The organism is Deinococcus radiophilus (genome assembly GCF_020889625.1).
Classification (GTDB): Bacteria; Deinococcota; Deinococci; order Deinococcales; family Deinococcaceae; genus Deinococcus; species Deinococcus radiophilus.
In genome coordinates this window covers 1,029,753-1,055,086 of record NZ_CP086380.1, presented here as the reverse complement: position 1 = coordinate 1,055,086, position 25,334 = coordinate 1,029,753, and the positions used below count along the sequence as shown (strand labels likewise).

Below are 25,334 nucleotides of genomic sequence, written 5' to 3'. Positions count from 1 at the left end.
AAGGTGTCCTCAGTACACTACAGAGGATGTCCGTTGCAGAAAAACTGCGCCAGAACCCACTTTTTGCTGGCGCTGGCGAAGAAGCTATTCGTGAAGTGGCGCGGGTGGCGGTCGCTTACCAGTATGCACCTGGTGAAGTCTTGCTCACGCAGGACCGGGGCGGCGAGCTGCTGCACCTGCTGACCTCCGGCGCAGTCCGTATTTCGCGGTTGGGCAGCGGGCAACTGGAGCGGACGGTCAGTGAACTGTATGCCCCCGACCTGGTGGGCGAGACGGCCCTGCTTCTGGGCGGTGAGCGCAGCGCTACCGTCACTGCCACGATGCCCACCACCACGCTGGCGCTGCACCGTCCTCACCTGGAGGTGATTGCCCGGCGTGACCCCACACTGCTATGGAACCTCGCCAGTATTCTGGCCCAGCGTGTCTGTGATCTGAACGACGAGCTGATCGCTGCGGGCCACTCTACCGACGCCGCACTGGTGCATGTCGTAAGCGGTCTTTACGCACAGCGCCTCAAGGCTGGCCTGGCCGATGCCCACATTCTGCCGCTGGGCTATGCAGAGCTGATGGAGCGCATGGCCACCAGCCGTGAAACCGTGTCACGTTCGCTCAAGCGCTTTCAGACGCGGGGCCTGCTCAGTATGAATGATGGCCGCTTACATCTCCTGCAACCCGATGCCCTGGTCGCCTTTGATCCCGAAGGGGACTGAGCAGCTCTGACCCTGAAATAAGCCATTTGGCACAGGCGGGGGCTGGGGACCGCTGATAAGATACCGGGCGATGTTTGCGGACTCTGCTCTGACAGCCCTTGACTTTCCCCAGGTGCGTGCGGCCCTCTCCCAGCGTGCCGCCACCGCCCTGGGGGTGGAACGCTGCTTGGCGCTGCAGCCCAGCAGTGATGCCGGGCGGATTGCACGCGAGCTGAACGAAGTGGAAGACGCGCTCTTCGGGGTCAGCCTCTCGCTGGGTGGCATCTTCGACATTCGTGACCTCCACGCCCGCGCCGCTGAAGGACGGGTGCTGGGTGGCCCGGAATTGCTACAAGTCGCCTACTCGCTGGATGGAGCCATGACGGTGCGGCGGGCCATTGCCGCCAATTCACGTGGCCCGCTGCGTGAGGTGGCGCTGGGCCTGGGTGACCACTCGCTGCTGGTCAGTCGCTACCTGTCCTCACTGACCCGCGAGGGCGAGTTGCGCGACGAAGCCAGCCCCCGCCTGCGGGATCTGCGCCGCCGCATCGAGCCGCTGCAGGGCCGCATCCGTGACCGCCTGCAAAGCACCCTGGAAAAGTGGTCCGACGTCCTCCAAGAGAACATTGTGACGCTGCGCCGTGACCGCTACGTGCTGCCGGTGCAGGCCAGCCGGGTAGGGCAGGTGGACGGGATTATCGTGGACGCTTCGGCCACCGGACAGACGTATTTCGTGGAACCTGCCGCCGTGACCAGCCTGAACAATGAGCTGACTCGCCTGCGCCTGGATGAAGAAGCCGAAGTGCGCCGCATCCTGACCGAGCTGTCGGGCCTGCTGGCCTCAGATGACGCTGTCGTGATGACGCTGGACACGGTCGCTGAGCTGGATCTGATCGCTGCCAAGGCCGCCCTGGCCCGCGACTGGCGGCTGAACCGCGCCGAGCCGTCGCCAGAGGGCCGCTACGAGCTGCAGGCCGCCCGCCATCCGTTGATCGCCGGGGCGGTGTCCAACAACATCTCACTGGGCGATACCCGTTTGCTGCTGATTACCGGTCCCAACATGGGCGGCAAGACCGTGACCCTCAAGACGCTGGGGGTGGCCGTACTGATGAACCAGTGCGGTATGTATGTGGCGGCTGATCACGCCGAACTGCCAGTGGTGTCGGACGTGTTGGTGGACATCGGGGACGAGCAGAGCATTGAAGCTTCTCTCAGCACGTTCGCCAGCCACTTGCAACACTTGCGTGAGGTCCTGGACCACGCCGGGCCAGATACCCTGGTTCTGGTGGACGAGCTGGGGTCCGGCACCGATCCTGAAGAAGGTGCGGCGCTGTCGCAGGCGATTATTGAGCAATTGCTGGCGCAAGATGCACGGGGAATCATCACCTCACACCTGTCGCCGCTAAAGCTGTTTGCGCTGGAAACGCCAGGCCTGAAAAACGCCAGCATGGGCTTTGACGTGGCCACGCTGTCTCCGACCTACCGGCTCCAAGTCGGGCAGCCGGGGCGCTCCTATGCGCTGGCAATCGCTGGGCGCATGGGCCTGCCGCGCGGGGTGCTGACCCGTGCTGAGGACGTGCTGGGGCCAGAGGCAGGACTGATGGAGCGGATGCTGATCGGGATAGAGCAGGAACGCCGCGAACTGGCCGAGCAACTGGAAGCGGCCAGCCTAGCGCGCCGTGAGACTGAAGCGGCCCTGAGCCGCGCGCAGTATGAGCGCGAGCAGTTGGAGCAGCGCCGTGACGAGTTGCTGGCCGAGGCTGCTCAGAAAGCCGAGGCCCTGTACGCCGACGCCGCTGAGAACGTGCGCCGGATGCGCCGCCGTGCCCAGGATGTGGAAGCACGCCCTAGGGTCATGCAGGAGTTGCGGGATCTGCGCCACGCCGCGCAAAAGGCCCGGCCCAAGCCGCTGACACCTCCCCAGGAGCGCGGCGACCCGATTCAGGTGGGCAGCGATGTGACTGTTCCAGCCTATGGCGCATCCGGGCAGGTGCTGGAAATGCGCGGCGATCAGCTGGTGGTGCAACTGGGCCTGATGAAAGTCTCGGTGCGGCGCCGCGACGTGCGCCTCAAAGTCCCCGAGAAAAAGTCGGGTGGTGGCCCCCGCTTTACTGGGACGGTCCGCAAGCGGGCCTTCGACCGCGAGATTCAGCTGCGTGGCCTGGGGGTGGCCGAGGCCGAAGAGGAGTTGCGCCAGGCCATCACCGAAGCACATGCCCTTAAGGAATCACCACTGCGGGTGGTTCACGGCAAAGGTCAGGGCGTGCTGCGCCGCTTGCTGCGCGACTACCTCAAGACCGACAAGCGGGTCGAGAGCTTCCACGACGCCGAAGCGAATCAGGGCGGACACGGCGTGACCATCGTGAATGTGAAAATGTAGCTGGGCTAGGCTGACTCAGCTTCTGGCGTGTTGGCCGCCCGACTTGCTTCCAGTTCAGCCAGTTGACTCATTGCGGCCACCACACGTGGAAAGCCCAGATATGGTACGCAGAACAGCAATGTCTCGCGGACCTCCTGGGGTGTGGCTCCGGCCTGGACTGCACCCCGCAGGTGAGTTTTCAACTCTGCGGGGCTGCCCAGGCTGGTCAGCAGGGCGCAGGCGATCAGCTCCTTGGTGCGCAGGTCCAGGCCAGGCCGCTCATACACCGTGCCGTAGGCAAAGTCACGGATATAGGCCATCAGGTCGGGGTCTAACCCCTCCAAGCGCTTCAGAATTCGGTCCTCCTGGGATCCGAAGACAGTGGCACGGGCAGACTGGGAAGGCTCAGATTCGCTCATGGGATTTACGCTAGAGCATCTGCTGGCTGCCTACCAAAAAAATTCCCTGCCACTTGGACAGGGGAGATCTTCAGAACTGAGCCGTTATTTAACTGCGCTGATCACAGCGTTGGTCATGTCGTTGCTCTCTTCGGCAAAGACCACCAGGCCCTGGGCAGCGACCTTGCGGTCCATCACGACGCTGTAGCCGTTGGCTTTGGCGACCTTGGAGATGGCAGCGTCTACGGCGCTCTCAATCGGGGCCGACTGCTGGGCGATCTGCTTGCTGTAGCTCTCGAACTTGGACTGGAAAGTGGTTTCCAGCTGGCTGAGTTGCTGACGTTCAGCAGGGGTGGCACTGTTGCCCTTCTCGGCGATGGTGATCATCTGCTGACGCAGGGCGCCGAGTTCGGTGTTGGCGCGTCCCTCAATGGTTTTGATCTGACTGTTGATGGCCGTGGCCTGAGGGTGCGCGGCAAACACACGGTCCACATCTACAAAGCCGACCTTCTGTGCTGGAGTCTGGGCACTGGGAACCACGGTTGCAGCGGCAACCGCAGCGACAGCGGAAAGGGGAAGAAGAACTTTGGCGGCTTTGTTCATGCCTGCAAAGTAGCACGCTGGATTCTGAGTGGCATGAACCAGACCTGACGCCAATCTGTGAATCAGAGCCAAAAAAATGTGCCCCCACATCAGGGTGGGGGCGGCGAAGATTCTGGGGGGTTACGCTCTTAGGCAGGAATGCGGATCTTCTGACCCACATCGATCTTGTCGGGATCAGCGATGTTGTTGTATTTGGCGATCTTGTGGTACTGGCTCATGTCGCCGTAGTAACGCTGTGCAATGGCGCTGAGAGAGTCACCAGCTTTGACGGTATAGACGGTTTCGCCTTCGTCGTCTTTTTCTTTGGCCAGTTGTTTGGCACCTTCGTGAACCTTCAGGCCACTCACGTCTACACCGGCCACGCCAGTCACGCCACGGGCGAGCTGCTCAGCCAGACGCAGTTCGTGGTCACTGTCTACCACGCCGCGCAGGATCACGCTGTTGCCGCTTTGCAGCACGTCAATAGGATCATCTTTCAGCTCGGCGTTGCCGCGCAAAGCGCCCAGGACTTCCTTGGCGACCTTGCTGCTGTCCTCGATCTCCTTGGTTTCCTTCTCTACCTTGGTCTGATCGGCAGGCTGAGCTGCCTTGGCTGGAGCATTCACCTGAATGCCCGAGACATTCACGCTCTTGACGCCGTTGACGCCTTCAGCCACGATCCGGGCCAGGTTGACATGTGCCTGTGAAGGAGCCATGCCTGTCAAAGTCACCGTGCCGCCCTTTTCCGCCACATTCAGGCCGAGGGAGCTGAGCTGCTTATTGCCTTTGATCGCTTCTTGAACGCGATCAGCCGTTTTCTTTCCAAATGGCCACATGGGCTCCAGTATGAGAGCAAGCAAGGCCCCAAACCTGCGGTGCATCACATTATAAGTGGACTTCAAAGTTCTGGCTCGGTGCGGTCCAGTGGCTGGAACCAGTGGCTCAGATCGGGTAGTAGGAGCGAGGCTGACCCCGTACAAAATCACGTGTAGGAAGCCAGATCAGTGGTGATCGCTCCTCGCACTCTGGCGGCGGGCCGTAGCGCATCAGGTTCTCCACCTGTCCCAATGGGACCCAACTGACGCCGACCACTTCCGGATCGGTGGGCATCAATTCTCCGGTGAACTGAGCCGTAAACCGCCCGAAATTGGCGAAGCAAGCGTGTGGTGTGCCAGCTAGGATTTCGCCTTCCAGCAGACTGACGAAGTTCAGCTCCGAGATGGTCAGTCCGGTTTCCTGGCGCACCTGACGCTCGGCTGCCGCCGCCAGGCTCTCGCCGGGCCGGGCCTTACCGCCAGGCAAGCCGTAAAAGATGCTGCCATCATCCATTTTTTCCTGCACCAGCAGCAGCTGATCACCTTGGACCAGATACACATGGCTGGCCCGCTTGATCGGCAGGGTCTCGGACAGCCAGCTCATGCTTGTGCCTCCCCCGCTTGCCCTTGCAGGGCCACCAGCAGATGTTCTGGTAGGCGTTGAGGACGGTAATTGTGGTCAGTCACGATGTGTGAGGTATGACCACTCGCTACGGGGTCGCCGCTGGAGCCGAACAGGTCATATCCGAAGCGCAGGGTCCGTGAGCGCACTTCCTCCACGCGGGTGTGCAGCGTCAATTCCTGCTCGTACCGGGCCGCGCGGCGATAGTTCACGCCCAGGTCGGTCAGCATCAGATAATAGCCCTGCTTTTCGATCTCGGCGTAGCTGAGGCCAGCGGCGCGCATCAGGTCACTGCGGCCCACCTCGAACCACACTGGATACACGGCGTGATGGGCGACCCCCATCGCATCGGTTTCAGCGTAGCGAACCCGCAGAGAGGTGAGGGAGGCGGGAAACTCGGTGGCGGACATGCCCTGTATCATGCCGTGCCTGTGGGATCAGAACAAGGTTGCACCAGACAAAATGCCCCCCTTGGTTCAGGCCAATGCCCCTCTGTTAGCCTAAGCGTATGACCGCTGACCAGCCGGGAACCATGCCCCCCAGTCCTCCACAGAAAGGCGTACGTGGCTTTGATCTGGATATGCACCTGACTTTCGCTCAGCCGCTGCCGCGTGCACAGGCGTTGGCGCTGGTCCGAGCGCTACCAGGCCTGACTGCCGAGCCCTATGCTCGCCCTGACCAGCCCGGCGAGGTCCCTTCGCTGCGGCTGACTGGGCCGCCACCCCCTTGGGACGAACTGCGCCCGGTGCTGGCTGGCTGGCTGGCTGGGCCAGTCCGGGTAGCGGAAGTCGGGCTGCGCGGCTACCTCCGCTCTGCTGAGGGCTATACCGAATGGGTGCCCTGGCGCCGCAACGTGATTCTGCGCCGGGACAACTTGAGTGGCGTGCAGCTGCGAGAAGGCGAAAAATACGTCCTGGAGTGAGCTGGAGTCTCAGGGATGACTCAGGGATGATCTGTGGTCCGGTGATCCCTGATCAACACCTGAGGAGTTCGCTTTGGCCAAAGGGGTGTGCAGTAAAGTATTGGGGTGAGCGAAGGTGTGTGGCCCATGGGGCGACCAGAACCGGGCAGGAGAAGCCCCTGTCAGCTGAAGCAGGAGCGCTGTGCTGTCACAGGTTGCTGCGCAGGAGCGATATGAATTACGCGGCGTTACTGGCGGTTATGGTACTGCTGTCTTTCGCCTTTCCGATCTTGGTGCGGCTGGGAGAGGCGCTGGGCCTGGCTGCTGGGACGGCGGCAGCAGCGCTGTGGACCATCTTGGTCTTTGTGGTGGCCGCGGCTTTCGTGCGCTGGCGCGTGTCGCTGGAGCGGGTGCGGGCCGATCAGCTGACCCTGGCCCGTCAACAAGTTTCCGAGCGTCCCAGTGACGCGGCGGCGTACCATCTGGGCGGCCAGCATCTCGCGCTGATGCTGCTTCAGCGGGGGCGCAGGCGTGAAGCTGCCGAAGTGATTGACCGTTATTCGCAACTGGCCGGAGCCAGGGACGCCGAGATCATGGCCCTCAAAGAAGCCCTGTCTTCTGCGGATCGCTGGCGCTTCAAGCGTGAAGACCCGGCGCGGCCTCCGGTGCGTGAGTTGCAGGCCGCCCACCGTGAAGAGGTGGCACAGCGGCCAGCGGCGCAGCCCCAGCAGGTTGTACAGGTGGGCTCAGCTCAGGGGATGGGTGATCAGTCTGTGCTGCTAAACACCACTCAGCCACAGACGGATCAGGAACAGCAGTCAGGAGGAAACGTATGAGGGCTTACCGGGGAGTCGTCAAGAATGGCAAAGTCGAGTTGCAGGACGCCGAGCTGCCCGAGGGTACGCAAGTCACGGTGACGGTCGGTGAGCCGGAGCTGTTGCTGGCTACCTTGCTGCACTGGTTGCGGCAGGGACGGCGTGTGCGGGTCTCCCTAGGGCCACTGTCTGGCATGACCTTCCGCCGGACCACAAAGTGGCGGGAGGGTGGCAAGCAAGGTGGCTGATTCGGAACAGAACGGGCCAGAAGCTGGGCAACTGTGGCTGGTGCCGACCCCAGTGGGTAACCTGGGTGACATAACCTACCGGGCGGTTGAGGTACTTCGCAACGCCGATGCTGTCGCCTGTGAGGACACTCGCCGCACTGGGGTACTGCTGCAACATCTGGGCCTCAAGCGGCCCCTGGTGCGGTTGGATGCCCACACCATGTACCGTGCGCCGCAGGTGCTGGAGCAGTATCCACGCCTGGCCTATGTGAGCGATGCAGGCACACCTGGAATCTCCGATCCGGGAGCTGAACTGCTCCAGGCTGCCCTGGAACGTGGGCTGGCTGTTGAAGTCCTGCCGGGAGCGACAGCTTTTGTCCCAGCGCTGGTGCTTTCAGGCCTGCCGACCGCCCGTTTTACCTTCGAAGGGTTTCTGCCGCGCTCGGGCCGCGAGCGCCGCGAACGCCTGGAAGCCATTGCGGTCCGCACCGAAACAAGTGTGCTGTACGAAAGCCCCCACCGCCTGGGGGCCACCCTGAGTGATCTGGCCCAGGCCTGTTCCCCAGACCGCCAGGCCAGCGTAACCCGCGAACTGACCAAGCGCTACGAGGAAACCCGCCGGGGCAGCTTGCAGGACCTGGCAGCCCACTTCGCAGAAGGTGTCCGTGGTGAAATCGTGGTGGTGGTGGCGGGGGCAGACCGTGCCGAGCAGGCCAGCGCTGGGCCTGACCCGGAGACTTTGGCTGCGGAATTGGCCGGACAGGGCCTGAGTACCCGTGACCTGCGTGCTGCCCTGATGGAGCGGGGCCTGAGTAAGAACGATGCTTACGCCCTGGCCCTGCGCCTGCGTGAATCCTGACGCTGCCCCAGCAGTTCATCACGTAAGCTGTCAGGCATGACCACGCCAAATGACCTAGATCTATCCGGCGAGCGGCAGGCCAAGAATCTGCAGGTGGAGAACGTGGCTGGGCTCCGGCGCATCGGGGTGCTGACCAGTGGGGGAGACGCGCCTGGCATGAATGCGGCGGTGCGCGCCGTGGTACGGACTGCCGCCTTTCATGGCCTGGAAACGGTCGGCATTCGCCGGGGTTTCAATGGCTTGCATGACGGAGAAATGGGCCTGATCGGGCCACGGGATGTCGCCAACATCATTCAACGGGGTGGAACCCGGCTGTTGACGGCCCGCAGTCAGGCGTGGATGACCCCAGAGGGACGCGCACAGGGGGCGGAGCATCTCCGACACTGGGAGGTGGACGGCCTCGTGGTTATCGGTGGTGACGGCTCGTTCCAGGGGGCTCATCTCCTGGCGCAGGAGTACGGCATTCGGGTGATAGGGGTTCCCGGCACCATCGACAACGACCTGTACGGCACGGATTATACCATTGGGTACCACACGGCAGTGCAGACCGCACTGGACGCGGTGGATAGGCTGCGTGACACTGGGGCCAGCCACGAACGCATCTTCGTGATCGAAGTGATGGGCCGTCATGCCGGTCATATCGCGGTAGAGGTGGCGCTGGCCGGAGGCGCTGAGGAAGTGCTGGTGCCTGAGCGCCCAGCTGATCTGGAAGCGGTGGCCGATGAAGTGCAGCGCAGTATCAAGCGTGGCAAAACCAGCTCCATCATCATTGTGGCGGAGGGCTTTCCGGGTGGCGCTGAAGGTGCAGCGTCGGCCATTAACGAGCGAATCGGTGAGGAGACGCGTGTCAGTATTCTGGGGCATATCCAGCGCGGGGGCAGCCCAGTGGCCCGTGACCGGGTGCTGGCCTCAGTCCTGGGCCGCGCGGCCACCGAGGCGCTGATGGCTGGTCGCAGTGACGTCATGGTGGGGGAAGTGGGCCATATGCTGAACTTCGTGCCCCTTGAGCACACCTGGACCCGCCGCAAGGATGTCACCGACACTCAGTACGACACCGCTAAACTGCTGAGTATCTGATCTAGGTTTCCTGTCTGGTGAATAGGGAAGTGGGTACATGGCCCTACCCCCTTCGACCTGTCTGGAGAAAGACGCTCAGTCTCCATGACAGTTTCGCGCCAGTATGTACGCCTCACCAGCAGTACTTCCGACCAAGAAAGAGCGCCCTGAGCTGAAACCCAGGGCGCTCTTTCTTCGGAGATCCAAATAGAGGAAGGTTGAGTCTTAGTGCTGGCGGTCCTGGGACTGATCAATGTCCTTGGGTGCCGATGAACTGCCCTGTTCACGTTCACGGGCGCGGCGGCGCAGTTCCTCGGCCAATTCACTGAAGTCCTGGCTGCTGGGCAGCACCCGGCGGCTTTGCTGCTTGGCTTCCTGCACCACCTGCGCGCGCTCTTCAGCCTGGAAAGGCAGCCCATCAATCTTGCGCTCAAAGTAGGTCTGAGCCATGCGGCCCAGGGCGAACGTCCAGCCGTAGACCAGTGGGGCCGTGACTACGCCGCCCACCACTGGCAGTGCGATTTTGGCCATTCCCCGCATAAACTGCCGGGCGGCCATGCCGTAAGCCACCGTGACCCCCAGTTCACGGGCAATCTCACTGGAGCGCTCCGGGGTGATGTCAAAGCCGTAAATCTTCCCGATGTGCAGCACCATCTTGGCCTGCAAAGGAGTCAGGATCAGCATATCGGCAAAGGGCAGTGGCTCAATGGACACGGCGCCTGAGAGCAGCGCGGCACTTTTGATCACTTCTTCGGCGTTCTCCTCACGGCTGAGTGTGGGGTCAACATCGAAGTTGAAGTTGTCCATAATCTGACTGACAATTGGCGGCAACATGCGTTGCAGTGTAGCAACTGGCCTGCGCCGCCCTCAGAAGATGGGGATTGACTCTTCCTTTGCGTTTGTTACGCGGCACTGACCCGGCAGGAGGCCCAGTTGCGGAGGGTGGAGACAAAAAAACAAGACCGCGCTCAGGGGGGGAAGGTGCGCGGCCTTGGAGGTAAGAATGAGGGTGGCTTCACCGCTCAAAGCCAGAATATCGAAGCCAGGTTACAGAGATCTAACAACTATAGACGGCCATACATCATTAAGGTTTGATAACCGCACTTCTCAGAGACTTCCGCCTGTAGAAATTACCGCTTCCAGCGCACACCTTCTTTGGTATCTTCGATACTGATTCCCGCGCTGCTCAGCGTATCGCGGAGGCGGTCGGCGTCAGCGTATTGTTTATTCAAACGGTAACTTTGACGGGCCTGTAGAACCAGTTCCATAAGTGTTTCCACGAGCATTGCGCTGTCTTCATTCGGCGTTTCACTTTGAGTGAACAGTCCCAGGACTTCGCCTCCCAGCTCTGTAAAGGCCCGGCGGCCTTCTTCCAGAGCAGCAGTGGCCACGGTTCCACTGTTCAGCGCTGTGTTCATCAAGCTGCTTAGGCCGAAAAGTTCTGCGACGGCCTTGGGGGTATTGAAGTCGTCGCGCATGGCGTCTTCAAAGGCCTGGACATGGGTCCGAATCTTGGCCACCAGACCTTCATCCTGACGGTCCGCTGCGCCAGCAGGGGCTTCTTCTAGGGCCCGTTCAATGGCCTGCAATGTGCCAGTCAGCCGCGCATAGCCGCTGGCCGCTGCCGCAAAGGCCTCTTCGTTCATCTCCGTGACCGAGCGGTAGTGACTGCTGATCAGTAAGAAGCGCACCACCGCCGGGTCATGCCGCTTCAAGATATCGGCAATCGTCGTAAAGTTGCCCTTGGATTTGGACATTTTCTCGCCGCCGATGGTCAGCATGTTGTTGTGCATCCAGTAACGGGCAAAAGGGTGGCCCGCCGCTTCGGCCTGGGCGATTTCCGCCTCGTGGTGGGGGAATTGCAGGTCCAAACCGCCCCCGTGAATGTCGAAGCCTTCGCCCAGATATTTGAGGCTCATGGCCGAGCATTCGATGTGCCAGCCAGGAAAACCTGTGCCCCACGGCGAGTCCCAGCGCATGATGTGGCCACTTTCGGCCCGTTTCCAGAGGGCAAAATCACGCGGATCGCGCTTTTCCTCCCGCACGGCTTCGCGGGTCCCTTCGGCCTGCTCGTCCAGACGGCGGCCCGACAGCTTGCCATACTCTGGCCAGGAACGAACGTCGAAATATACGCTGCCCGCCGATTCGTAGGCGTGACCGCGTGCGATCAGTTCCTCAATCAGCGCGATCTGCTCTGGCACGTGCCCAGTGGCGCGGGGGTTGATGCTGGGACGCTTGACATTCAGCGCCCGCATATCGTCCGAGAACGACCAGAAGTACTTGTCGGCCACTTCCATCGGTTCGAGTTGCTCCAGCCGGGCGCGGGCCAGCAACTTGTCCTCGCCGTCGTCCGAGTCGTTCTGGAGGTGACCTACATCCGTGATGTTGCTGACGAAGCGCACGCTATACCCGAAGTGCTCGAAGGTTCGCCGCACCACGTCGAAGGCGACGTTGGCCTTGGCGTGGCCCAGGTGCGCGTCACTGTAGACCGTCGGCCCACACAGATAAAAGCCTACCCGGCCCGGCGACGTAGGTTCAAAGCGGACTTTTTGACGCTGCAAGGTGTCGTACAGGAAAATGTCGGGGTCAGGGATGCGGGCTGGGCTGGTCTTTTCCGGCTGGGTCATGGTGCTCCTTGTGGGCGGTAGGGAAGTTGACAGGGCGGTGTATTGATTTCAAAAGAAAGACCCGCGCCTGTCTTCCGGTCATGGAAAAAGGCGCGGGTCAGCCAATCAGGCGGCTCCGCTTACTGGGGGCAACAGGTGGCAGTCATACGGGTAGTGTAGCGCACCTGGGATATAGCGGAATGCTTGGCTGATTGACCTGGTCGCAGAGATGAAGTCACAGGGTGAACCTGACTGGCGGAGTACAAATCTTCGGCTCTTGCGGGGGCAAGACCACAGTGCCATGCGGTAAGGCTGATGTTTCCTGGTAAGAAAGAACGGCGAAGTGGCTCTGCGGGAGGGTGGCCGACAAAGCCAGGTGGCAGATAATCAAGCCACTGCCCAGGCGTTATGCTGAGCCTGCGCAAGGCTGGCGTATCAGCCTGGACATCTGCGGCTGGGCCCACTGGTCACAGCCCGGAATCCCAAGGAGGCCCCATGAACCAACAAGATTACATCGCCCTGGAAGACCAGTACGGTGCCCACAACTATCATCCCCTGCCCGTTGTCCTGAGCCGCGGCCAGGGAGCCAAGGTCTGGGATACGGACGGCAAAGAGTATTTCGACTTTTTGTCAGCCTATTCCGCCGTAAACCAGGGGCACTGCCACCCCAAGATCATTGCGGCCATGACCGAGCAGGCGCAGACGTTGACGTTGACCAGCCGCGCCTTTTACAACGATCGGTTGGGTCCCTACGAGAAGTTCGTGTGCGAGTATTTCGGCTTCGACAAGATGCTGCCCATGAACACTGGGGCCGAAGCAGTAGAAACGGCCTTGAAACTGGCCCGTAAATGGGCCTACGAGGTGCGCGGCATTCCTGAGAACAGTGCCCAGATTATTGTCTGCGAGAACAACTTCCACGGACGCACCACCACTATCGTTTCTTTCTCGAACGATGAGAATGCCCGCCGGAACTTCGGCCCCTTCACGGACGGCTTCGTGCGGATTCCCTACGACGATCTGGACGCGCTGCGCTCGGCACTGGAAGCCAATAAGGGAAATGTGGCTGGGTTCCTGGTGGAGCCAATCCAGGGTGAGGCGGGCGTATACGTGCCCAGCGATGGCTACCTGGCCGGAGCCAAAGCGCTGTGCGAGGAGTACGGCACGCTGTTTATCGCGGACGAGGTGCAGACTGGTATCAGCCGCACGGGCCGCCGCCTGGCCGTAGATCACGAAGATATCAAGCCCGACATCCTGATTCTGGGCAAGGCGCTGTCCGGCGGGGTTTATCCCGTGAGCGCGGTCCTGGCCGACGACGCTGTGATGAACGTGATCAAACCCGGTCAGCATGGCAGTACCTTTGGTGGGAATCCCGTCGCTGCTGCGGTGGCGGTAGCCGCGCTGAAGGTGGCGGAGGAAGAAGGCCTGGCCGAGCGCGCCGAGGCCCTGGGGCAGCAGTTCCGTGCCCGCCTGGACGAATATGTGCAGAGCAGCCACATCGCCAAGTTGGTGCGTGGTAAGGGGCTGCTGAACGCTGTCGTGATCAACGATCACGAGGACAGTGACACCGCTTGGAACATCTGCCTGAAGATGGCCGAGCGCGGCCTGCTGGCCAAGCCCACCCACGGCAACATCATCCGCTTTGCGCCGCCACTGGTCATCAGCGAACAAGACCTGATGCGCGGTGTAGACATCATCATCCAGACCCTGAAGGATTTTGAGGGTCAGGGAGACAGCAATGACGTCCCGATGCAGGAGATCAACCACCCTGAACACGTCGAGCAGATTTAAGCAGGTGTAACTGGGAGCGCCGCTGGCTCAGGCTGGCGGCGCTTTTGCTTGGAGCAACTCGGCCTCACTCATCTTCCGGCGCGGGCAATTCACGCCACGAGGTCATCCGGTCGGTGATGTCCTGCTGGATACGGCGCACGTTGCCTTCCATGCGTGAGCGTGCGCCGTCCAATTCTTGGCGCAGCCGCATGATTTCTTCCACGCCAGCCAGGTTGACACCCAATTCCTGGGTCAACCGCCGGATTTCGCGCAGGTGGTCAATGTCGCGCTCAGAGTACAGCCGGGTTTTGCCACTGCTGCGGCCCGGGCGAATCAGTTCCTTGCGTTCATACAGCCGCAGGGTCTGTGGGTGCATGTCCACCAGTTCGGCGGCAATAGAGATCACATAGACTGGGCGGTCCTTGGGATCGTCGGGAGCGGGGAGGGCCTTGCTCTGCTGCTGCGAGCGAATCTCGTCCTCGATTCGCTCAATCTCGGCCTCAAATTCGCCCTGCAGGTCGTCCAGCTCATGCTGCAGGCGCATCACTTCTTCTACGCCGGCCAGGTTGACACCCAATTCCTGGGTCAGCCGCCGGATTTCGCGCAGGTGCTCAATGTCGCGCTCAGAGTACAGCCGGGTTTTGCCGCCGCTGCGGCCCGGCTTGATCAAACCCTTGCGTTCGTAAAGGCGCAGGGTCTGTGGGTGCATGTCCACCAGTTCCGCCGCCACCGAGATGACGTAAACGGGTTTGGTGCGGGTATCGGCGGGCATGGGCGGCAGTATAGCGCAGGGGTCAGATTGTCTCAGTGCGGCGCTGTCAGGGTTGCGTTGTCTTTCAGGGAGGCAGGGGAGGTTTTCTGTCTACAGCCTCTATGCCAGACTGATTTCCATGTCTGTTCAACCCTCCGCCACGCCTGCACCGCCGAATGCCCGTTTCAACCCCTGGAAATACCTGGGCTTCGTGGCGCTGCTGTTTCTACTGCTGGTGGGCAGCTTCACGGCACTGCTGCTTAGCCGGGGCAAAGATGGACGGGCCTACGCGCAACAGGCGTTGGCGGCAGCAGACACGCTGAAGTTTGCTGCGGGGGCCGAGCCGACCTGCCAAGAGATTCTGAACCAGGCCCCGCCCCAGACGGTGCAGAGCTGCGTGGTGTACCCGGAGCGTACTCCTATGCAGGCGGAAGTCATGCTGCTGGGTGGGCGGCGCAGCGTGATCAACGCCCGCTAAGCTGACCCCAGGCGGTACAGTGGAAGCCGAATGACCGATGAGCTAAAAGACGCTGCATTGCCGCTGTACTCGCCCGCCCGTGTGAAGGATCTGCTGGCCCGGCATGGCCTGCGGCCTACCAAGAGCCTGGGGCAGAACTTTTTGATTGACGGCAATATCCTGCGGGCCATTGCCGAAGCAGGTGGCGCAGGGCCTGGAGTAAGCGTGCTGGAAGTTGGTCCCGGTCTGGGCGTCCTCACCCGTGAGATGGCCGAGCGAGGCGCCCACGTCACTACCCTGGAAAAAGACCAGAACCTGCGCCCGGTGCTGGAAGAAACGCTGGACGGGCTGGATGTGAACATCGTCTGGGGGGACGCGCTGGAGTTTGACTACGCCTCGGTGCCGCCGGGGACGCGGGTCATCGCCAACCTGCCCTATTACATTACCGGGCCGCTGCTGTCCCGCTTTATGCGCGCCCCCAACATCGTTTCGGCCAGCGTGCTGGTGCAGAAGGAAGTGGCCCAGCGGTTAGCCTCGCAGCCAGGAGACGACAACTATGGTTTTCTGACCGCGCTGGCCCACCTGTATGGCACGGTCAAGCCGGTGCGCGATGTGCCCAAAGGCTCGTTTATCCCTGCGCCCGCCGTGACCAGTTCGGTGGTGCGTCTGGATTTTGACCGTGACCGTCCCCAGCCCAGCGAAGCCTACATCCGCCTGATTGACGATGCCCTGCACCACCGCCGTAAGACGCTGCGGAACAACCTCAAGATGGCCGGGCATCCCGTAGAGCGAGTAGAGGAAGCGATTTTGGCGGCTGGACTGCGCCCGGATGTCCGCGCCGAGGCCGTCCCACTGGCGCAGATGCGGCAAGTGGCCGACGCGCTGGGCGTAGACTGATCCATTTACGTCATCTACGCCCGTTGTCCCTGTAGGGGTTACAAAATTTGCAGCCCGTGACCCGCTCCGTTACGGGCTTTTGGCTGTCTCCCCGCTATCATAGGTCCATACCCCACCAAAGCCACATCCAACCTGGGGAAAAGGAGACGAGACTGCATGGCCGATACTGCGAAGAATCTGTTTGATGCCCGCCGCGAACTGGGCGAACACGCTGGACAGAAGCTGTACTACTACAGCCTGGACAAACTCAAAGAACTGGGCCATAACGTGGACGCATTGCCTTTCAGCATCAAGGTGCTGCTTGAGAGTGTGCTGCGCGAAGCCAACGACTACGATGTACGCCGCGAAGACGTGGAAACGGTGGCCGGCTGGTCGCCCAAGAATGAAGAACTGGAAATCCCCTTCAAGCCCGCCCGCGTGATCCTGCAGGACTTCACGGGTGTGCCTGCGGTGGTGGACCTGGCCTCCATGCGTGAAGCCATGAAAGCCGTGGGCGGCGATCCTGAAAAGATCAACCCACTGATTCCGGTGGACCTGGTCATCGACCACTCGGTGCAGGTGGACGTGTTCGGTACCGAATGGGCGCTGCAAAGCAACATGGACATCGAGTTCGAGCGCAACCGCGAGCGCTACGAGTTCCTGCGCTGGGGCCAGCAGGCCTTCGACAACTTCGGCGTGGTGCCGCCCGCGTCGGGCATCGTGCACCAGGTCAACTTGGAGTACCTCGCCAAAGGCGTGCAGAGCCGCCCCGAAGACGACGGCGTGGTCGTGTACCCCGACTCGCTGGTGGGCACCGACTCGCACACCACCATGATCAACGGCCTGGGCATCGTGGGCTGGGGCGTGGGCGGTATCGAGGCCGAAGCCGTGATGCTGGGCCAGCCCATCTACATGCTGATGCCCGAAGTGGTGGGCTTCAAGATCACGGGTGAGATGCCTGAAGGTGCCACCGCCACCGACCTGGCGCTGCGCGTGACCCAGATGCTGCGCGAAAAAGGCGTAGTCGGCAAGTTCGTGGAGTTCTACGGCGCCGGCCTGAGCAACATGACCCTGCCTGACCGCGCCACCATCGCCAACATGGCCCCCGAGTACGGCGCGACCATGGGCTTTTTCCCGGTGGATGACGAAGCGCTGCGTTACCTGCGCCGCACCGGCCGCCTGGAGGACGAGGTGGAGCTGGTGGAGCAGTACTGCAAGGTCCAGGGCCTCTTCCGCACCGACGCGACGCCCGATCCTGTCTTTACCGACACCATCGAACTGGACCTCGGCACCATCGTACCCAGCCTGGCCGGGCCCAAGCGCCCTCAGGACCGCGTGGACCTGAGCGCCCTGCACACCGAGTTCGCCCAGGCACTGACCGCTCCTGTGAGCAAGCGCGGCTTCGAGCTGAGCGAGGACCAGCTGGAGAACAAGGGCACCATCACCGGCACCGACCTGCAAATCGGTCACGGCGCGGTGACGCTGGCCTCCATCACCTCCTGCACCAACACCTCCAACCCCAGCGTGCTGATCGCCGCTGGCCTGGTCGCCAAGAAAGCTGTGGAGCGTGGCCTGAAAGTCAAGCCCTGGGTCAAGACCTCGCTGGCTCCCGGCTCGCGCGTGGTGACCGAGTACCTGGAGCAAGCCGGTTTGCAGAACTACCTGGACCAGATCGGCTTCAATACCGTGGGCTACGGCTGCATGACCTGTATCGGCAACTCCGGCCCCCTGCCCGAGCCGGTGGTGGACGCCATCACGGGGGGTGACCTGGTCGCGGCCAGCGTGCTGTCGGGCAACCGCAACTTCGAGGGACGCATTAATCCCCACATCAAGGCCAACTACCTGGCCAGCCCGCCCCTGGTCGTGGCCTACGCGCTGGCCGGCACGGTCGTGAACGACATCGTTAATGACCCGATTGGCCAAGACGCAGACGGGAACGACGTATTCCTGAAGGATGTCTGGCCCAGCAATGCCGAAATCCAGCAGATCTATGACACCGCTATCAACGCGGACATGTTCAAGAAGATCTACGACGGTATCGAGCAGAGCAATGAACAGTGGAATGCCATTCCCGTATCGGAAGGCGCGCTGTACGACTGGAACCCGGAGAGTACCTATATCCAGAACCCGCCTTTCTTCGAGGACATCGCGGGCGGCCTGCGCGACATCGCCAGCATTGAGGGAGCACGCGCTCTGGTCATGGTGGGCGACTCGGTGACCACCGACCACATCAGCCCCGCCGGCAGCTTCAAGGCGGATACCCCCGCTGGTCAGTTCCTGATTCAGAGTGGTGTGGAGCCCAAGGACTTCAACTCCTACGGCAGCCGCCGTGGCAATGACCGCGTGATGACCCGTGGCACCTTCGCCAACATCCGCCTCAAGAACCAGTTGGCCCCCGGCACCGAAGGCGGTTACACCACCGACTTCACCACCGGCCAGGTCAGCAGCATCTACGACGCTGCCCAGAACTACAAGGCCGCTGGCACCCCCCTGGTCGTCATTGCTGGTAAGGACTACGGCATGGGCTCCAGCCGTGACTGGGCCGCCAAGGGCACCTTCCTGCTGGGTGTCAAGGCCGTGATTGCCGAGAGCTACGAGCGCATCCACCGCTCCAACCTGGTGGGCATGGGCGTGCTGCCACTGCAGTTTGTGGGTGGTGAAAACGCCGAAAACCTGAACATTGCGGGCGACGAGACCTTCACCATTGAACTGCCCGCCGACCTGAAGCCGCGTCAGAACGTGACGGTCAAGCTGACGGATAAGGACGGCAACACTCGCCGCATCACCGCGCAGTGCCGCATCGACACTCCGGTGGAAATCGACTACTACAAGAACGGTGGCATCCTGCAAACCGTGCTGCGCTCCATCCTCGCCCGTAGCAAGGACGAAGTGAAGGCGTAAGCCCAAGCTTTAGATTGAGCTAGCGAGAAACCCCCGCCTGGGAAACTGGGCGGGGCTTTTCACCACCTATTTCTAACGGAAGTTATGGGGGTCGGGTTGGCCAACATTTGCAGCCAACCAGGATTCCCAACTACCACCGATGACTTTTGGCCTGTCTGCCATGAGCGCCCCCTGCCTCATGGCGCGGAATGCTGGATGTGGAATAGGTAGTACTACAGGCCTATAACCTGCTAACCGCGCACATTCTTCCAGACTCATAATCTCTGGCCCGGCAAGGTCGGGAGGATGGCCCTGTGCATCACCGCACGCGATATGGGCCACTTCCGCTGCCACTGCTGCGGCCTCTACAGGTTGCAAGTTGACTCCCTGCGGCACAAATTGCAGGGGACCAAAACGCAACATTCTGAGCAGAAGCGCAGCAAACTCATGGAATGGGGTGGCCCGTTGGATGGTATAGGGGATGCTGCCCCGTTCCACAAGTCTCTCTACCGCAAACTTACTACGGTAGTAATCATATCCGCCTGAATAGTTTACTCCTGCGATGCTGACATATATAAAATGCTGCACTCCACTGCGCTGACACGCATTTAAAAGATTCTGGCCCATTTGCAAGTCATCTAAGGCCCTCTTTGGGTTGGTCGCTGCGTGAATCACAGTATGCACGCTGGATAACGCCTCTTGTACCCCTCTCCCCGTAAGCAAATCGCCAGCCAAGCTACCGCGCTGGGGTGTACGGCTAAACCCTACGGCCTCTCTTCCCCCATCCTGCAACGCCGCGAGAAGCTGGCGTCCCAGAACACCTGTACTGCCCGTAACCAGAACTTTTTCCATATTCCCTCCAGATGCATGGACATGGTAGCTACGCTGCACCGTCAGGCTATCCTAACTGAATAGGGCCAAGAAGGACGCCTCGGAAGTTGATGCCGACATGCAGGTCGGCAAGGGTAGGAGTTACGGACGGGCAGGACAATTCAAATGTCTCCCCTACCACTTCAAAGCTCCAGCTTTCGCCTCCTCTGCGCCAGACAGATACCCCCCGGCGGACCAGAAAATAGGCCTGCAAGCTGGGCAATTCTCGGTGACGCTCAGCTTTGGAGTTCTGGTCCGCCATGCGGGTGCTTTCGCTCAATACCTCGGCGATGAAGCACGGCTCAGTTTCGGTGTAGTCGTCGTTCCTCGCCGCCACCGCGTCCCACCACAATGTCAGGGTAATGGTAGCGGGTGGGCGTGACCCGTACTTTCATATCGCTCTGGTATACCTGGCAGCCCTGGGCACGGGAGGCAGCCTGCAAAAAAGGCCGCTCCCCATCACAGAGAGCGGTCCTCAATTTCTAGCTGTACTTAGCTCAGCCCTTGAATTCGCGGTCGCTGAAGTCGCGGCCACCACTGCGGCCACCGCGTCCACCACGGTCATTGCCGAAACGGTCGGTACCGCCGCGTTCACGGCCTTCAAAGCGTCCACCGCCGCGTCCGCCCCGGCCCCCGCCGCGTCCACCACGGTCACCGAAGGAGGAGGAACGTCCGCCGCCCCGGTTGCCACCGCGCCCACTGCGGAAATCACCTTCGTTGTCGAAGCGGCGTCCGCCACGTCCGCCGTCACGGCTTTCGCGGGTGGGCTGCTCGAACAATTCAGGCAACTCCTGGGCGACTTCTACGCCGATTTCGCCGTCCAGCGGGCTGGCTTTGATCAGGGCGTCCACATACTGGGTAGGTACGTCGGCTACGGCTCCACCGCGCCACTGACGGACCTTGCCCAGCTTACGGCTGTCCACGTCGGTGTGACGGGCGATCAGGGCCACCGTACGGGCGATGCTCATGCGCTCACCGTGCAGGATCAGGGTGGTCAGACCTTCCTCACCGCTCAGCAGGCTGGCGGGGGCTTGCGGCTCGGTCACGCCGCTGATCTTGGCCAGGGCGCGGGCCAGAGCTTCGGCACCCATTTCGTCCAGCAGAGCTTCGGCCTGGTCCATGAACATGGCCGCAGCATCACCGTCTACCCGGCGCAGCATCTGGGCGCTGGCACGGGCGCTAGCTTCCTGTACTTCGCGGGGAGTCGGAACGGGGCGCTCGGTAAAGCGCACACCAGTGACGCGTTCCAGGCCGTTGATGTCCCGGTTCTCACGGTCGCCGTACATGATGATGGCGGTTCCGTTGCGTCCGGCGCGGCCGGTACGTCCCGAGCGGTGGACGTAGCTTTCGGGGTCCTGGGGCAGGTGGTACTGCACCACCAGGTCGACTTCGGGGATGTCCAGACCACGCGCGGCCACGTCGGTGGCGACCAGGATGGAGGTGCGTCCAGCGCGGAAGGAGCCCAGGGCACGTTCACGCTGGCTCTGGGCCAGGTCGCCGTGCAGCGCCTCGGCCTCAAAGCCGCGGTGGATCAGTTCTAGGGCCAGTTCGTCGGTCTCGCGCTTGGTACGGGTAAAGACAATCGCCTTCTCGGGGTTGTAAACGGTCAGCAGATCGGCCAGCACCCGGGTGCGGCTGCGGCCCACGCGCACCTTGAGGTGCTCGACGGTCTGGGCGGCCTGGCTCTTGCCTTCGCCCACCATGTCCACGACCAAGGGGTCGTTGAGGTACCGGCTGGACAGACGGCGGATTTCGGGGGTCAGCGTCGCGCTGAACAGCAGCGTCTGACGCTCTTTAGGGGTGGTCTTGAGGATGGTCTCGATCGCCTCGGCAAAGCCCACGCTTAGCATCTCGTCGGCTTCGTCCAGCACCGCGAACTGTACGGCGCTCAGGTCCAGGTTGCCCCGGTCCATGTGGTCCATCAGGCGTCCAGGGGTGCCGACGATGACGTCGGTGCCGCGGCGCAGCGCGTTTTCCTGAGGACCGTAAGCGGCGCCGCCGTACACGGTCAGCACGTTCAATTCGCGTCCGGTCTGTTCGAATTCGGCAGCGACCTGACGGGCCAGTTCGCGGGTAGGGGCCACCACGATGGCGCGGGGCAGCCTGGAGCGCTCGCGGCTGGGCTCCAGGCTCTGAATGATAGGCAGGGCAAAGGCCAGGGTTTTGCCGGTCCCGGTGCGGGCACGGCCGATCAAGTCACGGCCAGCCAGGGTATGGGGCAGGCTCTCGGCCTGAATAGGGGAGGCTTCGGTAATGCCGCGTTCGGCCAGGCGCGCCGCGAGTGCGGGCGCGATCAGTTCGTTAAAGTTCATTTGTCATCCTTTCGCGAAGCGTGTTCCCCGCAAAGGACAGCAAATAACCCAGTGTCGTTTGCCTGCCGAATAACCCGCCGTGGGGGCCGTCTCTACCTTCTCATGGCCATCTTCGCAGGTCTTTTCCCGTGGGGGGACATCTTCTTCTGGAGGGGCCGCTACGGGCCGTCAGATCTCCAGGTCAAGACGTGAAGCTTAGCACACTTTATCAGGTTCTGTACAGAGGGGAAAAGTGCGTGAATGTGGAAGGCAAAAACCCGTCCCTCAAAGGGCCGTGCTAAATTGGGCATGCGTTTTCCCAGAGCCTGATTGCCTGCTTGTCTGTAAGCCGTGTGCTGCCGCTGCGGCGGTAAAGCTGTGACGGGTCTACCGTACTTGGGAAACGGGCCAGGAGGTCTTGCGTGAAATTTTTTGTGATTGGCGACGTGAACGTTGACCATATTTATCATCTGGAACAGTTGCCGGCGCCTGGCCGCGAAGTTCACCCATTGCGGGCCGTGATGCAGCCGGGTGGATCAGGCGGCACCATGGCGGTCACGCTCGCCCGACTGGGCCATGACGTGACCCTGGCCGCCAGCGTGGGGGATGATCCTTTTGCCGAGTACGCTCTGAGCGAAGTGCGCAGCAGCGGTGTCTCGGAAACGGCCATTCAGACCGAAGCGGACGAGTCTACCAGCACCATCACCGTGATGCAGACCGCCGACGGCCAGCGCACCATGATCAGCTCAGGCGGGGCCAACCGCTGCCTCAATCCGAGCCGGCTGAAGAAGAAAGATGTCGAGACGTCGGACGCCCTGATCATCAGCGCCTACAGTCTGGTGGAGGGGTCGCAGCGTGAATATGCCCTCAAGGCCATGGAGTACGCCAAGAAGGCCAAAAAGCCGGTGCCGCTGTTTATTGACCTGGGCACTGGGGCGGTGAACAAGGCGGGGCGGGGCCTGATCGACGATGTGACCCAGGCCGATTACCTGACCCTCAATCAGCATGAGATTCTGGCCCTCACGGGGACTTCTTCGATCAGTGCGGCGCTGGCGAACCTGGCTGACGAAGGGTTGCATCAGGTGGCCGTCAAGGTGGGGGCGATGGGCTGTATCGTCTGGACCCCCGGCGAAACCGAGCTGGTAGATGCCGTATTGCCTGCCGATGAAGAAGCGCTCGATAGCACCGGGGCAGGGGACACTTTTACTGCTGTGTTCGCCCACGCCGTCATGACCGGGCAGCCTCTCAAGGCCGCCGCCCGCATGGCCAACGCCGCCGGAGGGCTGGCTGCTACCCGCGTGGGAGCGCAGGACCGTCATATCACCCTGGAGGATTTGGCGCCCTATACCGCCTAAGTTTGAATATAAAAAGCCCCGGCTTCAGCGATAGGCTGGGGCTTTTGCATTCACTGGTTGCTGTGGGTTTTTTCGTTACCGATTCGCCGTCAACGCTTCCAACTGCTCCCGCAGCGCCTCCGCGTCACGGACAGGCAGCCGACAGGCCCGGTTCACACACAGGTAAGCGGTGCCACCGCCTTCGCGGCCTTCCAGCACGGGTAACCCTGCTGGAGCGTTGGCGGGGGCCAGCGTCACGTAGGACAGCAGAACTTTGGCGGCGACCCGTTCCAGGGCGTCCCGTTCAGCGGGCGTCCCGATGATGGCCAGTTCGGTATGCGGCGCTTCCAGCAGGGCCGCTGCTTGCCAGAGGCCGCCCATCCCGTGAGGTGCCTGACCCATCTCGCTGATATGGGCCGCAATGGTGCGCCTAGACAGTTCGGCAGCGTCAGGTAGGCCGTAGTAGCGGTCCATCCAGAGGCCGAGCAGCGCCGCCGCCGCGTTGTCACTGATGATGGCCGAGTCGAAGGCGCTGCTTTGACGGGTCAGCAACCGCTCGGCCCGCCCACCGCTGGAGCGGAACAGTCCAGCGTCCTCATCCCAGAAATCGCGCTGCACGGTGTCCCATAGCTCCCGCGCCCACTCCAGGTACGAGAGGTCGCCAGTCGCCTGGTACAGCGCCACCAGTCCCAGGCCGTATAGGGCGTGGTCTTCCAGTAAACCCTCCACCCCCGGCGCTTGACCGTCCAGCCAGGTATGCCACAGCGTCCCGTCTGGCTGACGCATGGTGCCGCGTACCCACGCCGCATTCTGTTGGGCCAGGTCCAGCCAGTGGCGCTCGCCCAGAATGCGGCCTGCGTCGGCCAGGGCAGCCAGCACCAGCCCGTTCCAGGAGGTCAGCACCTTGTCGTCGCGGTGGGGCTGCTGGCGTTGCTCGCGGGCAGTCAGCAGGCGGCGACGTAGCTCGGGCAACCGTTCCATTTGTTCGGCGCTCAGCTTACCCACCTGGGACAGCACCGTGCGGCGGCCAGCGTCGCGGCGGTGTGGGTCCTCGAAGTTGCCGCGCTCGTTCACACCGTAATGTTCGGCCACCCACGCGGCGTCTTCGCCCAGCACCGCTTCCACTTCGGCGGGAGTCCAGGTAAAGGTCAGCCCCTCCACGCCCGCCGTGTCCGCGTCTTGGGCGGAGTGAAATCCGCCCGCTAGGTGGCGCATTTCGCGTTCCAGATACGTCAGGGTTTCCCGGGCGGCGTCAGCGAAGGTCTGGTCGCCGCTCACTTGATAGGCCGCCAGCAGCGTGCGGGTCAGCTGGGCATTGTCGTACAGCATCTTCTCGAAGTGCGGGACCAGCCAGCGCTCATCCACCGAGTAACGGTGAAAGCCGCCGCCCAGCTGATCGTAGATGCCTCCCCGCAGCATCTGGCGCAGGGTATGTAGCGCCATCTCTTGCCCACCCGCGTCCCCGGACTGCAGCAGAAAGTCCAGCGTGGTGGGAGCCGGAAACTTGGGCGCTCCCCCGAAACCACCCCACTGGCGGTCGAAGACCTGCGGCAGTATTTCCAGCGGCAGCTCCAAGAAATCGGACGGCCACTCTTGGGCAGCCCGGCGCGGCTCGCTCATGGCCTGAATATGCTCGGTGAGGGCCTGCGCGTTGGCGTCCAGGTCGGCGCGGCGGTGTTGCCAGGCATCGGTCACAGCCCCCATGATGCGGTGGAAGGAAGGCATCCCCATCCCCTCGTGCGGCGGGTAGTAGGTCCCGGCGTGGAACGGCTGGCGGTCATGGTTGAGAAAGACCGTCATTGGCCAGCCGCCGGCGCCGGTCATGGCCTGGGTCGCTGCCATGTAGATGCCGTCCACGTCAGGCCTTTCTTCGCGGTCGACTTTGATGTTCACGAAATTCTGGTTCATCAGCTCAGCGGTCTGTTCGTTCTCGAACGACTCGTGCGCCATCACATGACACCAGTGACAGGTGCTGTAGCCGATGCTCAGCAGCACCGGGACGCCGCGCTCACGGGCTTCGGCAAAGGCGGCGTCGGACCAGGGCCACCAGTGCACCGGGTTGTCCGCGTGCTGACGCAGATAAGGGCTGGACTCGCTGCCGAGGCGGTTGTGGCCGGACGTTGCATCGGTCATAGGCGCAGCATAGAGGAGAAGCGTGGGCGCAAATGGAGTGCCGCGG

24 protein-coding genes are annotated in these 25,334 nt (G+C 62.2%); 12 read left to right on the top strand and 12 right to left on the bottom strand.

Annotation, left to right across the window (positions count from 1 at the left end; translation table 11 throughout):
- The first annotated feature begins 26 nt into the window (after window positions 1-26).
- Together LMT64_RS05400 and LMT64_RS05395 are read left to right on the top strand one after the other, a co-directional pair.
- The gene (locus LMT64_RS05400) at window positions 27-710 is read left to right on the top strand and encodes a Crp/Fnr family transcriptional regulator (protein WP_126350803.1); all 684 of its coding nucleotides are present in this window, start codon (window positions 27-29) and stop codon (window positions 708-710) included.
- 70 nt (window positions 711-780) lie between these two features.
- Window positions 781-3,069, top strand: a complete 2,289-nt coding sequence (locus LMT64_RS05395; RefSeq protein ID WP_126350802.1) for an endonuclease MutS2 — start codon at window positions 781-783, stop codon at window positions 3,067-3,069.
- A gap of 5 nt (window positions 3,070-3,074) precedes the next feature.
- Here LMT64_RS05395 and LMT64_RS05390 read toward each other — a convergent pair whose 3' ends face one another.
- The 5 genes from LMT64_RS05390 to LMT64_RS05370 form a co-directional block, all read right to left on the bottom strand.
- Window positions 3,075-3,467 (bottom strand): carboxymuconolactone decarboxylase family protein, encoded by a 393-nt coding sequence (locus tag LMT64_RS05390; protein ID WP_126350801.1) that lies wholly within the window; start codon window positions 3,465-3,467, stop codon window positions 3,075-3,077.
- Window positions 3,468-3,551: 84 nt separating this feature from the next.
- On the bottom strand, window positions 3,552-4,049 hold the full coding sequence (locus LMT64_RS05385; protein ID WP_126350800.1) for an OmpH family outer membrane protein: 498 nt from the start codon (window positions 4,047-4,049) through the stop codon (window positions 3,552-3,554).
- Between the two features lie 128 nt (window positions 4,050-4,177).
- Window positions 4,178-4,864 carry a BON domain-containing protein gene (locus LMT64_RS05380; RefSeq protein ID WP_126350799.1) on the bottom strand — a complete coding sequence of 229 codons (687 nt, stop codon included), beginning with the start codon at window positions 4,862-4,864 and terminating at the stop codon, window positions 4,178-4,180.
- Window positions 4,865-4,970: 106 nt separating this feature from the next.
- The gene (locus LMT64_RS05375) at window positions 4,971-5,447 is read right to left on the bottom strand and encodes an NUDIX hydrolase (protein WP_126350798.1); all 477 of its coding nucleotides are present in this window, start codon (window positions 5,445-5,447) and stop codon (window positions 4,971-4,973) included.
- On the bottom strand, window positions 5,444-5,875 hold the full coding sequence (locus tag LMT64_RS05370; protein WP_229253413.1) for an acyl-CoA thioesterase: 432 nt from the start codon (window positions 5,873-5,875) through the stop codon (window positions 5,444-5,446). The genes LMT64_RS05375 and LMT64_RS05370 overlap by 4 nt, the downstream gene beginning before the upstream one ends.
- A gap of 98 nt (window positions 5,876-5,973) precedes the next feature.
- On the opposite strand from LMT64_RS05370, the gene LMT64_RS05365 reads away from it, so the two are divergent.
- The 5 genes from LMT64_RS05365 (at window position 5,974) to pfkA (ending at window position 9,344) form a co-directional block, all read left to right on the top strand.
- Window positions 5,974-6,387: a hypothetical protein gene (locus LMT64_RS05365; RefSeq protein WP_229253412.1), complete on the top strand. Its 414-nt coding sequence runs from the start codon at window positions 5,974-5,976 to the stop codon at window positions 6,385-6,387.
- Between the two features lie 212 nt (window positions 6,388-6,599).
- Window positions 6,600-7,202, top strand: a complete 603-nt coding sequence (locus LMT64_RS05360; RefSeq protein ID WP_229253411.1) for a hypothetical protein — start codon at window positions 6,600-6,602, stop codon at window positions 7,200-7,202.
- Entirely contained in the window at window positions 7,199-7,429 is a 231-nt protein-coding gene (locus LMT64_RS05355) for a hypothetical protein (protein WP_126350796.1), read from the top strand. The genes LMT64_RS05360 and LMT64_RS05355 overlap by 4 nt, the downstream gene beginning before the upstream one ends.
- On the top strand, window positions 7,422-8,267 hold the full coding sequence (rsmI, locus tag LMT64_RS05350) for a 16S rRNA (cytidine(1402)-2'-O)-methyltransferase (RefSeq protein ID WP_229253410.1): 846 nt from the start codon (window positions 7,422-7,424) through the stop codon (window positions 8,265-8,267). Before LMT64_RS05355 ends, rsmI begins: the two co-directional genes overlap by 8 nt.
- A 36-nt stretch (window positions 8,268-8,303) precedes the next feature.
- The gene (gene pfkA / locus LMT64_RS05345) at window positions 8,304-9,344 is read left to right on the top strand and encodes a 6-phosphofructokinase (RefSeq protein WP_126350794.1); all 1,041 of its coding nucleotides are present in this window, start codon (window positions 8,304-8,306) and stop codon (window positions 9,342-9,344) included.
- A 204-nt stretch (window positions 9,345-9,548) separates the two neighbouring features.
- Here pfkA and LMT64_RS05340 read toward each other — a convergent pair whose 3' ends face one another.
- Together LMT64_RS05340 and cysS are read right to left on the bottom strand one after the other, a co-directional pair.
- Window positions 9,549-10,157, bottom strand: coding sequence for a YcjF family protein (locus tag LMT64_RS05340; protein WP_126350793.1), 609 nt, complete (start codon window positions 10,155-10,157; stop codon window positions 9,549-9,551).
- Window positions 10,158-10,453: 296 nt separating this feature from the next.
- Window positions 10,454-11,950, bottom strand: a complete 1,497-nt coding sequence (gene cysS / locus LMT64_RS05335) for a cysteine--tRNA ligase (protein ID WP_126350792.1) — start codon at window positions 11,948-11,950, stop codon at window positions 10,454-10,456.
- A gap of 474 nt (window positions 11,951-12,424) precedes the next feature.
- Between cysS and rocD the strand changes: the two genes are divergently transcribed.
- Window positions 12,425-13,717: an ornithine--oxo-acid transaminase gene (gene rocD, locus LMT64_RS05330; RefSeq protein ID WP_126350791.1), complete on the top strand. Its 1,293-nt coding sequence runs from the start codon at window positions 12,425-12,427 to the stop codon at window positions 13,715-13,717.
- 64 nt (window positions 13,718-13,781) lie between these two features.
- Here rocD and hspR read toward each other — a convergent pair whose 3' ends face one another.
- The gene (gene hspR, locus LMT64_RS05325) at window positions 13,782-14,468 is read right to left on the bottom strand and encodes a heat shock protein transcriptional repressor HspR, fused homodimer type (RefSeq protein ID WP_126350790.1); all 687 of its coding nucleotides are present in this window, start codon (window positions 14,466-14,468) and stop codon (window positions 13,782-13,784) included.
- Between the two features lie 118 nt (window positions 14,469-14,586).
- Here hspR and LMT64_RS05320 point away from each other — a divergent pair, with 118 nt between their 5' ends.
- The 3 genes from LMT64_RS05320 (at window position 14,587) to acnA (ending at window position 18,681) form a co-directional block, all read left to right on the top strand.
- Complete coding sequence (locus tag LMT64_RS05320) at window positions 14,587-14,925, top strand: hypothetical protein (protein ID WP_126350789.1); 339 nt, start codon at window positions 14,587-14,589, stop codon at window positions 14,923-14,925.
- Window positions 14,926-14,955: 30 nt separating this feature from the next.
- Complete coding sequence (gene rsmA / locus LMT64_RS05315) at window positions 14,956-15,801, top strand: 16S rRNA (adenine(1518)-N(6)/adenine(1519)-N(6))-dimethyltransferase RsmA (protein ID WP_126350788.1); 846 nt, start codon at window positions 14,956-14,958, stop codon at window positions 15,799-15,801.
- A 156-nt stretch (window positions 15,802-15,957) separates the two neighbouring features.
- Window positions 15,958-18,681 (top strand): aconitate hydratase AcnA, encoded by a 2,724-nt coding sequence (gene acnA, locus LMT64_RS05310; RefSeq protein WP_126350787.1) that lies wholly within the window; start codon window positions 15,958-15,960, stop codon window positions 18,679-18,681.
- Window positions 18,682-18,753: 72 nt separating this feature from the next.
- Here the strand turns inward: acnA and LMT64_RS05305 are convergent, their stop codons facing one another.
- The 3 genes from LMT64_RS05305 to LMT64_RS05295 all read right to left on the bottom strand — a co-directional run bounded on the left by LMT64_RS05305 (window position 18,754) and on the right by LMT64_RS05295 (window position 21,842).
- Window positions 18,754-19,512 (bottom strand): SDR family oxidoreductase, encoded by a 759-nt coding sequence (locus LMT64_RS05305; protein WP_126350786.1) that lies wholly within the window; start codon window positions 19,510-19,512, stop codon window positions 18,754-18,756.
- A gap of 46 nt (window positions 19,513-19,558) precedes the next feature.
- On the bottom strand, window positions 19,559-19,882 hold the full coding sequence (locus tag LMT64_RS05300; protein WP_170165878.1) for a Uma2 family endonuclease: 324 nt from the start codon (window positions 19,880-19,882) through the stop codon (window positions 19,559-19,561).
- A gap of 145 nt (window positions 19,883-20,027) precedes the next feature.
- A complete protein-coding gene (locus LMT64_RS05295) occupies window positions 20,028-21,842 on the bottom strand; it encodes a DEAD/DEAH box helicase (RefSeq protein ID WP_126350785.1) in 1,815 nt (604 codons plus the stop codon).
- A gap of 401 nt (window positions 21,843-22,243) precedes the next feature.
- Between LMT64_RS05295 and LMT64_RS05290 the strand changes: the two genes are divergently transcribed.
- Complete coding sequence (locus tag LMT64_RS05290) at window positions 22,244-23,176, top strand: carbohydrate kinase family protein (protein ID WP_126350784.1); 933 nt, start codon at window positions 22,244-22,246, stop codon at window positions 23,174-23,176.
- Between the two features lie 75 nt (window positions 23,177-23,251).
- Here LMT64_RS05290 and LMT64_RS05285 read toward each other — a convergent pair whose 3' ends face one another.
- Complete coding sequence (locus LMT64_RS05285; RefSeq protein ID WP_126350783.1) at window positions 23,252-25,288, bottom strand: thioredoxin domain-containing protein; 2,037 nt, start codon at window positions 25,286-25,288, stop codon at window positions 23,252-23,254.
- Window positions 25,289-25,334: the final 46 nt, after the last annotated feature.

Excerpts from the sequence above, each read along its gene's own strand:
- LMT64_RS05355 (WP_126350796.1), top strand. The coding sequence starts at position 7,199 with ATGAGGGCTTACCGGGGAGTCGTCAAGAATGGCAAAGTCGAGTTGCAG.
- LMT64_RS05385 (WP_126350800.1), bottom strand. The coding sequence starts at position 4,049 with ATGAACAAAGCCGCCAAAGTTCTTCTTCCCCTTTCCGCTGTCGCTGCG.
- LMT64_RS05305 (WP_126350786.1), bottom strand. The coding sequence starts at position 19,512 with ATGGAAAAAGTTCTGGTTACGGGCAGTACAGGTGTTCTGGGACGCCAG.
- LMT64_RS05295 (WP_126350785.1), bottom strand. The coding sequence starts at position 21,842 with ATGAACTTTAACGAACTGATCGCGCCCGCACTCGCGGCGCGCCTGGCC.
- LMT64_RS05375 (WP_126350798.1), bottom strand. The coding sequence starts at position 5,447 with ATGAGCTGGCTGTCCGAGACCCTGCCGATCAAGCGGGCCAGCCATGTG.
- LMT64_RS05285 (WP_126350783.1), bottom strand. The coding sequence starts at position 25,288 with ATGACCGATGCAACGTCCGGCCACAACCGCCTCGGCAGCGAGTCCAGC.
- rocD (WP_126350791.1), top strand. The coding sequence starts at position 12,425 with ATGAACCAACAAGATTACATCGCCCTGGAAGACCAGTACGGTGCCCAC.
- LMT64_RS05340 (WP_126350793.1), bottom strand. The coding sequence starts at position 10,157 with ATGTTGCCGCCAATTGTCAGTCAGATTATGGACAACTTCAACTTCGAT.
- hspR (WP_126350790.1), bottom strand. The coding sequence starts at position 14,468 with ATGCCCGCCGATACCCGCACCAAACCCGTTTACGTCATCTCGGTGGCG.
- LMT64_RS05370 (WP_229253413.1), bottom strand. The coding sequence starts at position 5,875 with ATGTCCGCCACCGAGTTTCCCGCCTCCCTCACCTCTCTGCGGGTTCGC.
- LMT64_RS05400 (WP_126350803.1), top strand. The coding sequence starts at position 27 with ATGTCCGTTGCAGAAAAACTGCGCCAGAACCCACTTTTTGCTGGCGCT.
- cysS (WP_126350792.1), bottom strand. The coding sequence starts at position 11,950 with ATGACCCAGCCGGAAAAGACCAGCCCAGCCCGCATCCCTGACCCCGAC.
- pfkA (WP_126350794.1), top strand. The coding sequence starts at position 8,304 with ATGACCACGCCAAATGACCTAGATCTATCCGGCGAGCGGCAGGCCAAG.
- LMT64_RS05395 (WP_126350802.1), top strand. The coding sequence starts at position 781 with ATGTTTGCGGACTCTGCTCTGACAGCCCTTGACTTTCCCCAGGTGCGT.
- LMT64_RS05320 (WP_126350789.1), top strand. The coding sequence starts at position 14,587 with ATGTCTGTTCAACCCTCCGCCACGCCTGCACCGCCGAATGCCCGTTTC.
- LMT64_RS05365 (WP_229253412.1), top strand. The coding sequence starts at position 5,974 with ATGACCGCTGACCAGCCGGGAACCATGCCCCCCAGTCCTCCACAGAAA.
- LMT64_RS05390 (WP_126350801.1), bottom strand. The coding sequence starts at position 3,467 with ATGAGCGAATCTGAGCCTTCCCAGTCTGCCCGTGCCACTGTCTTCGGA.
- rsmA (WP_126350788.1), top strand. The coding sequence starts at position 14,956 with ATGACCGATGAGCTAAAAGACGCTGCATTGCCGCTGTACTCGCCCGCC.
- LMT64_RS05380 (WP_126350799.1), bottom strand. The coding sequence starts at position 4,864 with ATGTGGCCATTTGGAAAGAAAACGGCTGATCGCGTTCAAGAAGCGATC.
- LMT64_RS05360 (WP_229253411.1), top strand. The coding sequence starts at position 6,600 with ATGAATTACGCGGCGTTACTGGCGGTTATGGTACTGCTGTCTTTCGCC.
- acnA (WP_126350787.1), top strand. The coding sequence starts at position 15,958 with ATGGCCGATACTGCGAAGAATCTGTTTGATGCCCGCCGCGAACTGGGC.